The 8,647-nt window shown below is 58.1% G+C and carries 8 protein-coding genes and 4 pseudogenes; 8 read left to right on the forward strand and 4 right to left on the reverse strand.

Annotated elements, in window-relative coordinates; genetic code table 11:
- From BLT27_RS18425 to BLT27_RS18440, 4 genes and pseudogenes are all read left to right on the forward strand, one after another.
- On the forward strand, nt 1-325 hold a 325-nt coding region (locus tag BLT27_RS18425), incomplete at its 5' end, for a transposase (protein ID WP_139172421.1).
- 36 nt (nt 326-361) lie between these two features.
- Nucleotides 362-1,036 (forward strand): annotated as a pseudogene (locus tag BLT27_RS18430) (pirin family protein); the annotation flags it as partial.
- Nucleotides 1,037-1,126: 90 nt separating this feature from the next.
- Nucleotides 1,127-1,378, forward strand: coding sequence for an AbrB/MazE/SpoVT family DNA-binding domain-containing protein (locus BLT27_RS18435; RefSeq protein WP_089736544.1), 252 nt, complete (start codon nt 1,127-1,129; stop codon nt 1,376-1,378).
- Nucleotides 1,379-1,813 (forward strand): PIN domain-containing protein, encoded by a 435-nt coding sequence (locus BLT27_RS18440; RefSeq protein WP_089736546.1) that lies wholly within the window; start codon nt 1,379-1,381, stop codon nt 1,811-1,813.
- A gap of 37 nt (nt 1,814-1,850) precedes the next feature.
- Here BLT27_RS18440 and BLT27_RS18445 read toward each other — a convergent pair whose 3' ends face one another.
- The gene (locus tag BLT27_RS18445; RefSeq protein WP_089736548.1) at nt 1,851-2,774 is read right to left on the reverse strand and encodes a helix-turn-helix transcriptional regulator; all 924 of its coding nucleotides are present in this window, start codon (nt 2,772-2,774) and stop codon (nt 1,851-1,853) included.
- A gap of 138 nt (nt 2,775-2,912) precedes the next feature.
- Here BLT27_RS18445 and BLT27_RS18450 point away from each other — a divergent pair, with 138 nt between their 5' ends.
- The 3 genes from BLT27_RS18450 to BLT27_RS18460 all read left to right on the forward strand — a co-directional run bounded on the left by BLT27_RS18450 (nt 2,913) and on the right by BLT27_RS18460 (nt 6,036).
- Nucleotides 2,913-3,236, forward strand: a complete 324-nt coding sequence (locus BLT27_RS18450) for a DUF6788 family protein (RefSeq protein WP_089736550.1) — start codon at nt 2,913-2,915, stop codon at nt 3,234-3,236.
- A gap of 257 nt (nt 3,237-3,493) precedes the next feature.
- A complete protein-coding gene (locus tag BLT27_RS18455) occupies nt 3,494-3,799 on the forward strand; it encodes a hypothetical protein (protein WP_089736552.1) in 306 nt (101 codons plus the stop codon).
- Nucleotides 3,800-4,656: 857 nt separating this feature from the next.
- A complete protein-coding gene (locus BLT27_RS18460; protein ID WP_089736556.1) occupies nt 4,657-6,036 on the forward strand; it encodes a Cdc6/Cdc18 family protein in 1,380 nt (459 codons plus the stop codon).
- A gap of 144 nt (nt 6,037-6,180) precedes the next feature.
- Here the strand turns inward: BLT27_RS18460 and BLT27_RS18465 are convergent.
- From BLT27_RS18465 to BLT27_RS18475, 3 genes and pseudogenes are all read right to left on the reverse strand, one after another.
- Nucleotides 6,181-7,060 (reverse strand): annotated as a pseudogene (locus BLT27_RS18465) (DNA polymerase domain-containing protein); the annotation flags it as partial.
- Nucleotides 7,056-7,516: pseudogene (locus BLT27_RS20295) on the reverse strand (hypothetical protein); the annotation flags it as partial. The pseudogenes BLT27_RS20295 and BLT27_RS18465, both read right to left, overlap by 5 nt.
- Before the next feature lie 91 nt (nt 7,517-7,607).
- Complete coding sequence (locus tag BLT27_RS18475) at nt 7,608-8,306, reverse strand: ribonuclease H-like domain-containing protein (protein ID WP_217639190.1); 699 nt, start codon at nt 8,304-8,306, stop codon at nt 7,608-7,610.
- Between the two features lie 75 nt (nt 8,307-8,381).
- Between BLT27_RS18475 and BLT27_RS18480 the strand changes: the two are divergent.
- Nucleotides 8,382-8,647, forward strand: a pseudogene (locus tag BLT27_RS18480) (IS5/IS1182 family transposase); the annotation flags it as partial.

Consider the following 8,647-nt stretch of genomic DNA (forward strand, 5'->3'; position numbering starts at 1 on the left):
CGAGCAGATCGCCCGCCGGAATGCGGGCGATCTGCGGTCGCTTGCCGCCGATAAAGGCTATGACAAGCAGTCGCTCCGCGAATCCCTTCGTGACCTCGGGATTCGCCCGCTCATCAAACATCGCATCTTCGCACCGTCTGATCACGCGCATAACGCCAGAATCGACGAACAGCGCTACAATCAGCGCTCTATGACCGAGACCGTGAACTCGGCTGTCAAGCGCTCGCTCGGCTTCGCCGTGCGAGCGCGTTCCTGGTTCCGCGAGTTCCGAGAAATCGCTCTGATGTGTGTCGTCTACAACATCAAGCGTGCCGTCAAACAGTGAAATCCACCGCCTTATGGCGATTCAACACAGCCGATCCACTTCAACTTCCCTGGACGGGCCGTCCCCGGCCACGACGACCACGGCTACGGGCCGCTAGCGACCGTCGTCGAGTCGTTTATGGACCCGGGGACCCTGATCCGGATGCACCAGCACCGCAACGAGGAGATCATTTCCTGGGTTCCCGAAGGCGTGATGCGCCACGACGACCGCCAAGGCAACGAACTCGTCACCGATTCCGACCACCTGATGGTGATGAACGCCGGGAGCGGCTTCTGGCACGCCGAGGAGACGCTCGCCGACGACCCACCACTACGGATGCTCCAGATCTTCCTCCGCCCGCACAGGTTGGACCTTGAGCCGGGCATCCAGCACGAGCCGATTCCCGACCCGGTCGCCGGCGAATGGCGGCACCTGTTCGGTCCCGAGGGGACCGACGCTCCGCTGTACGTTCGTAATGACGTCGACTTCTACGACTGTCGACTCGCCGCTGGCGCCACGACCTCGCTTCCGTCGCGAGCGGGCAGGCACACCTACCTGTACGTGTTCGACGGGGCCGTCGAGGTCGGTGAGGAGACGGTCGGGCACACCGAGAGCGCACTCGTGACCGGCGACGACGACGTGGCCGTCACTGCAACCGAGGACGCCACCATCGTCGCATTCAACATCAACCCCGACGCGCCGGTCACGCGCCAGGGTACCATCGGCCGCTGAGACACCGGCGTACCGACTGTGGTTGGTTTATGCTACGGGGTAGTGTGGCGGCACACTAGACTTTTCACGGCTGGTCACCTACCCGGAGATATGAGCAGCGACAGAATCGACGCCGAAAGCAAGGTGTCTGGAAATCAGGCAAACATCCCCGCCCGGATCCGACGTGAACTCGATATCGACGACGGTGATCAGCTCCGCTGGCATCTCGAAGATGACGGGAGTATCCGGGTGCAAGTCATCCAACAGCAGACGGGCACGTTCGCTGATTTCGACGGCTACGCTGGTGAGGACGCAACCGATGTGACCAGCGATCACGACGCCTGGGGCGTCGATGTCGAGTAAATGCCCCGCGCACTCATCGATACATCGGTCCTGTTTGCAGCCGCGTACAAGCGAGATAATTCACACGATGCCGCACTCCCGGTGCTCCACGGCATCGATAATGGAACGCTCCCTGAGGCAGTCGTCCTCGATTACGTTCTCGCCGAGACGCTGAACGGCCTCACGACCCACGCCGGCCACGACGCAGCTGTCGATCTTCTCGATCGCATCGAAGAAAACGCCCGCTTCCACATCGACTCACTCACCACCAACGCCCTCGCGACGGGGAAGGCCCTCTTTCGCCAACACGAACCACTCTCGTTCGTCGACGCCTGCATTGTCGCGTATATGCAAACCGAAGGGCTCGGCTACCTGTATGCGTTCGATGATGACTTCGACGCTGTCGAGGACGTCTATCGGCTCGAATCAGCGACGAATCCCTACGATCCAAACTGACGCAACCAGACGACACGATTGGGGGCGAAGTGCAGGCTCAGAAAAGTCGCACCTCGTAGTCAGCCGCCAGTTCCTGGAACTCGTCCCACTCCGGTAACCGCTTGTCGTCAACTTCGCCGTGTGTCTCGAGGTACTGAAGTAGCGCGTCGATCACGTCTTCAAGTCCGTACTTCACCGCCTGCTCTCGGATATCCTCTTCGTTGACGTCGACGTGGCTGAGCAGGAGGAGACAGTACGAGCGGTGGCGGCTGCCGTCGTCGATCAGCAGCGTGTGACAGCAGAGCTCCGCCGGCGAGACTTCGTCAAGTTCCTCGGAGTAGACGTAGTAGCGATGGCCGGTGAGCAGGAACTGGAGGTCGAAGGCCGCGAATCGAGCGAGGCCGGTTTCGTGGAACGCCTCTGCCTCGATCTCCGTCTCGGTCTGGGCGAGGAATTCGTCGTAGTCCTCCCAGAGAATCGTGCCCTTCGGGGCGACGGCTTCGAGGCGGTGGCGATGCAGATGGTGTGCGAGTTCACGGGCGAACCCGTGGAGGCGGTCGAAGTCGGCGTTGAACTCATAGCGGCCGTCGGCCGTCCCGACGAGCCCACGGTCGCGAAACCGCTTGAGGACGCGGTTGACCGTGTTGCGGTAGTTGTCGCTCCGGTCGGCGATTTCGGAAACGGTTCGCGGCTGGTCGAGGTAGTACAGCACCTCGAGTGCCTTGCCGGTCAGTAGCTCGGGGAAGTCAATGTGGGAGTGCTGACGAACGAGGTCCTGGTAGAGTTCGACGGCACGAGCGTCCGACGGGACGACTCGTTTTCGCCGCCCGTCGCGTTCCGTGTACACGAGCCCCTTCACCACGAGGTCGGCGACAGCACGAGAGAGGTAACTTTCGCTGTGGTCGAGCTTCGTCGCGAGCTCAGAGATCGTGTCGCCGCGGTCGACCGTGGCGAGGACCTCCAGTTCGATCCGCCGGAGCACGGTGTAACATAGTACGAAACTTGTATATAAAGAAGTTTCGAGTAGTGTTACAGTCAGCAGGCACGAGAGTCGTCTCCATCGTCTTAACCAACAAAACTATGGACTCGTGGGTCGTGTTGGTTAACACGAGAGTAGCCGATGTCCCACGAACCTCCGACCCCACCGGCGAACCTCCCGACGGAGATCGTCAACACGCTCAACGAGTCGAGCGCGGAGCAGCTCCGAGACGTTGCGACGTACGCTGAGGCGCTCGCCGAGCACAAGGAACGAGAGACCCGTCTCGAGGAGTCGGCAGATCAAGAAGTGGTCGAAGAGCGACCGGACGATCTCCCGGATGACGTTCCTGCCAAAGCGACGATCACGATCAAGGAGATCAACGATAATCGCTACTACTACTGGCAGTGGCGGGAGGGAGAGAAGATTCGTTCTCAGTACAAGGGCCCGGTCAATCCAGACAAGTAGTGTTGGAGCGAGATCGCCATAGAAAGCTTAGGAGATGGTGATGTATTGCTTCGGTAGCTTAGGAAACGGTGGTGTGTTGCCCCTTTCAACTCACCAAAGCTCAGGAAACAGTGGTGTAGGGTGCAAATCAATATCCAGCATAGAGTATGAAAGAACGACTGCTCACCGCCAAACAAAGATGATCGTCTAACACAAAATATAGAGTCTGACATTTCTTGACCGAAAAGAATCAAACCCCGAGCTTTCGTACAACCGTTATGTGCGTTGATCGCAGCCAAGGAGACGAATGGGGAATTACCGGAGTGCAGAGAGTACGCGTCGAGTTTGGTGAGGAATGGGCTGAAGGGTTCACTACTGATGTTGATGATGGCCGTCTCATCAAGATACTCACCGAAGGGAATTCGATCGAACCACCTGACCATGTTGAGGGCTCAGGTAGCGTTAACGCGAGACGAACACCCACAGGCTGGACAGTTGAGGTGAAATGGTTGTACGATCGTGGAAACAAAGAAGAAGCGTTACGACTTGAGGTGGACGACGTTAGTGTACAAGTTCTTGAGTAGGAGTGTTCGAAATATGAGGAAATCTGTGCTCGGTTGAGTCGAAAATTCACTAAGCCCTCCCCATCCTAAATACCGGAGATTAACACTTCGACACTGCTGACGATACTCATCGAGCAACTTGACTCCACAGTCCCCCACCCCCGGGGGCGTCCGCAATTCACCCACGAAGTGTAGAAGGGGGGATCCTCTGTAACTGGAGAGGGCGAGTTCCCCACCCCATCGTGGGCGGCGGTGAAGCCCGACACTCGCTTTAGTGTTCAGTCTCCTCGATATACCGTTCACTACCTCCTACGACACGGCGCCTGCTGTCCCCACGTAGGTCTGATGGAACACGTCCATTCCAGCTTCGGGAAAAAGAGGAAACGAACCTAACCCCCGCCCCCGGGGGCGTCCGCAATTTCACGGAAGAAGTGTCTCGAGGCTCAAGCAACAAAACGACTGTAGCATATAAATAAATAAATAATATTGCCAGTCTAAACCAGCGGATTGAGTCTTCTACCTACTACTTACTACTCTTAATAGAAAAATTTATAATATGGGTATAGCAGCAGCCCATACCAACCGCACTAGAGTAACAATCCCTCCAAAAATCAGTCGGTATAACCGAACTATCCCCCTCCCCACGATTCCCTGAATAATTGCGGACGACCCCGGGGGCCCGGGTGAGCCTCTGTCCAACCGTGAAACTGAAGCGACCAACATCCTCTCAAAGCCAAAAGTGTGGGTAGTTCCACTATTCTCAATACCATAGTGCCAACGAAACTCAGATAATTCCGGACGAGGTGGGGGGTTATTCGGACAAGGCGGACATTACGGACACGGGGGTTTATGTGGGTAGACCACACGACGTACGCACGATGGACTCGTCCCCGTACTCGACGACCTCGGAAATCTTTGCGGTCGGCGGCGAGGACTACCTGAAAGAGGGTCACACACCGACGACGCTGCCGGAGCGACAGGACGAAATCCTGAAGCTCCGGCGTTCGTTGAAGCCTGCCGCCCGTGGCGCCGGCGCCGAGAACACGTTCCTCTCGGGAAAGGCTGGTCAGGGGAAGACGGCGGCCGCGAAGGCAGAGCTGGCTGAACTAGAAGCGTTTGCTGACGCTCAGAATCTCGACCTGACAACGGTGTTCTTCTCCTGTGAGGGAATCTCCTCGAGTTACACCCTCGCGTGTGGACTCTGCGAGGAAATCGGAGGCGAGAACCCCAATGGACATCCGATGCAGAAGGTGCTCGACCATCTCTGGGACGCGATGAACGAGATCGGGGGGACCATAATCATCGTCCTCGACGAAATCGACAATCTCGGAACGGACGACAAAATCCTCTACTCCCTCCCTCGAGCACGCGACAAGGACTACGTCAATGACGACGTCTATCCGTCGATAATCGGCATCAGCAACGACCTCCAGTGGCGTGATAATCTCGACCCTGCCGCGAAGGATAGCCTCTACGACGACTCAATTTTCTTTGCGCCCTACGACGCGAACGAACTCCGCGACATCCTCTCCCGCCGTGCGAGCAAGGCGTTCCGACAAACATCGCTCGTCTATGAGACACCGAAAGGCGAGGAGCTTGAGATCAATATCGATTTAGAGGACGACGACGGCTCACTTGCCAAGCCCTTCGACGAAAAGGACGTTGATCGAACCGATTGCACGCTCCTCCGTATCGATTCAGACGTCCTGACCGACGAGGTAATTCCGCTCTGTGCAGCGTACGCCGCACAGGACAAAGGGAGCGCCCGCCAAGCAATCAAGTACCTCCGAAAAGCTGCCGCAATCGCCGAATCCGAGGGTGATGCCCGCGTCAACGAACAGCACGTCCGAACGGCCCAGGGCGAAGCTGAGCGAGAACTCATCATCGAGGGGATGGAGCAGCTCACGACGCAGGGTCACCTTGCGCTGGCAGCAGTGACGATTCTGGAACTCGCGGGCTATTCCGAGATTCGGACTCGTGATGTCTATGACGTCTATAGATCTCTCTCGGATCACATTGACGCCGACCGCTTGGCTCAACGTCGGATGCGTGACCATCTCATCGAACTCGATATGTTGAGTATAATCCGCGCACGGAAATCCGCCTCCGGCTCTGTCGGCGGCGAGGCGTACACGTTCGAACTCCGCGTCGAGCCTTCGACGGCTATTGAGGTGCTTGAGGCTGTCTCTCGGTTCGATGCGGTCGATTTCAACGAGCTCGCGAAGAACTGGCTGAACGACCAGCAGACGCTTGGGTAGCTACGGTCAGATTGTTAGCCGTTCGTCACCCACCCCCGGGTACGTCCGCAATTGATGGAAGAATAGGCACTATTCGAATCAGCTACATTAACTATCGGAATGGTTGAAATCCACAACGAAAACGTTGGATGGCGGGTCAGTCGGCTACGACATATCGCTGGTGGGCTCGAATGAACCCAACGTGGCGGTTTCCATCGTGGCGAGTTTCCGCTGAATTTCAGTCCGATCCCAGCCGAGTGGTGACAGCACGCTCTCGACAGCTCGAACGAGCTGCGTCTCATAGTACGAGGCGTCGTAGGTCTCGATCTCCTCGTGGGCGAGGGCGACCCGTTCTCGAGAGGTCTTCTCGTCGTCGACGACTACGTACTCGATATCCTGACCGGGATGTACGGCGAGGTCCTGGTCGTGAGCCCGTTTCAGGGCCGCCACGTTCTGAGTGTTCTGCGTGTACCCCTCCAGCGGCTTGGAGACACGATTCCGTTCGACGAGGTACTCGACTGGGACCGTTCCAGCATGGAGACGCGTGACGGCGTCCTGAAGACGATTGAGTACCGCGTTAGGCGACCGAGTCGCGTCGAACCGTTCGAGACAGTCCCGGGTGGACGTCCTCGATGAACGGCGGGGTCGAGCGCTGCCGGGCTTCGATGCCTCTGATCTTGAAGTCGTCCTCGCCGGCGACCTTCCCGAAGTACTTCGTCAGCGCGCCGGCGTCGCTCTCGCGCTGCGGCACGAACGCCACCCAGTCGTAATGGGCTTCGTGTTCGAGCCGAATCTCGACGCGTTCCGTGATTTCCGTCGCGAGCGTCTGGAGGTCCTCGCGGTCCTCGTCGTCGACGTCAGGGTCCGGCGTCACCCACATGGAGTCGACGATACCGTGGACGACCCGCCAGCCACCGGCTTCTAGCCGCTGTTTCGCCGTCAGCAGAATCTCCCGAGCGAACGCGTTGGTCGCTTCGTGACACTCGATGCGGGCGAACTTCGCGTTGCTGAACCCCTGGTAGCCGAAGCAGGCGACCAAGATCCACGCCGACCTGCGTGGCGCGTGTTGCGAACAGCTGCCGCCAGTACGTGAACGTCGTCTGGTAGTACGCCTGTCGTCGACGGGATAGACGAGCGTCTCGAAGTCCTTGCCGACGATCCGTGACCCAATCCGGGTCTGCTCGCACTCCAGGTGATGGTCGGTGACCGTCGCGACTGGCTCGGTGAATTCGTTTCGTTCGTTTCGCGTAACGAGCACCGGGATGTCGTACCTCTCGGCGTAGGTCGTCAACCGGGGAAGTGTTCGGGCCTGGGGGGTTTTCGTGTGGGTCTCGCCGAGGGTATCGCCGGCGCGGTACTGAGCGTCGACGGCCGGCGCGCCAATGAGGTCGGGCGTGTGGGGCGACGTGTCCTCGTCGCGACTTGGTGCCCATCGACTGGCCGCCCCGGAATCGGCGGTGGACGACTGGATTGCTTTGTTCACCGCTGACGGGAGAACACACCTCTATTGTTGGTTAAGACTGCTTCAACCCTTGGTGATATTTCACTTACGTAATGACATCTCTGCTGACGGCCCCGCATATTCCCCGAGACTACGATCTGATGTGATCGACGATTGTTCTCAGCGCGGTTACATCGTCGTTATTGTACTGTTTGAGTCGATCCCAGTCTGGTTCTTCGCCGTCGAGGAGATATCGTGTGTACTTGCTCCCGACCACAAATCCATCGACGGTCGGGTCTTGATACTCAAAGCCGAGTGCACTCGCTACGACGTCCAATTTATGCCGGTTGAAGGGCCCGAAGAGTTCCTGTTGGGCAGAAATTCCGAGGTCGTGTGCTCGCTCCAGATGGTCAATCCCCTCGGTGATGCCGTGTTCGTCGAATCTCCGACTGAGACACTGTTCGTCGAAGTAGTTCCCTCCGTAGTAGATGATTGGCTCGGAGCCATGATCATTAAGGTACTCAGACAGTTCCTGAAGGAGTGCTGACTCGTCGTCCGGATCGAAGAATTGTCGGTACGCATCGTTCTGGTAACTGTAGGTGCCGACCAGCCAGATCCGATCCTGCTGAAGGTCCGTTTCTATGTCCAAGAGGAGAGGCTCCGTATCGTGAAGGTCGTTGAAGGCGGACTTGTTTAGAATCACGACCTCATCGTTTTCGAAAGCCTGTCGATGAGCAATCCACCGGTCCACGTGCCATGACGAGGCTCCAGGGAGGGCTTCGAGTTCGGCACGCCGTTCTTCGGTAATCTCATCTGGGCTAGTGATCCCTAACTCACTGAACTGTTCCACTCGGCTCTATTGAATCCACGGACGGCGTCGGGACGAGTCGTCAGAACGTTGGAAGTGAAGCGGGAGAGTACAGTTGTGCAAAAGGTCCTCTTCCGCTTCGTTAAACAAGCTGTCTCGATAGCACGAAAACTTACTGATGCTGCGCTAATGCAGATCAGCCATCCAGCCGGCAACGGGGTTGCCGGCTGGAAGCACGCCGTCCTGCACTTTCTCCGGCTTCACATGGACGCAACGCTCCAAGAAGTCCTCGACTGGGCCGAGGAGATGGAGCGGGTACGAGCCGCGCTCGTTCTCGAGCGCGGCGAGTTCCCCGGCCCATCCGCGCTCTGCAAGTCGTTTGA

Origin of the sequence: Haloarchaeobius iranensis (assembly GCF_900103505.1) — an archaeon.
GTDB classification, from domain to species: domain Archaea; phylum Halobacteriota; class Halobacteria; order Halobacteriales; family Natrialbaceae; genus Haloarchaeobius; species Haloarchaeobius iranensis.

What these genes read in the sequence shown, in the direction of transcription:
- BLT27_RS18435 (WP_089736544.1), top strand. Translation starts at nt 1,127, where the DNA reads ATGAGCAGCGACAGAATCGACGCCGAAAGCAAGGTGTCTGGAAATCAG.
- BLT27_RS18455 (WP_089736552.1), top strand. Translation starts at nt 3,494, where the DNA reads ATGTGCGTTGATCGCAGCCAAGGAGACGAATGGGGAATTACCGGAGTG.
- BLT27_RS18460 (WP_089736556.1), top strand. Translation starts at nt 4,657, where the DNA reads ATGGACTCGTCCCCGTACTCGACGACCTCGGAAATCTTTGCGGTCGGC.
- BLT27_RS18440 (WP_089736546.1), top strand. Translation starts at nt 1,379, where the DNA reads ATGCCCCGCGCACTCATCGATACATCGGTCCTGTTTGCAGCCGCGTAC.
- BLT27_RS18450 (WP_089736550.1), top strand. Translation starts at nt 2,913, where the DNA reads ATGTCCCACGAACCTCCGACCCCACCGGCGAACCTCCCGACGGAGATC.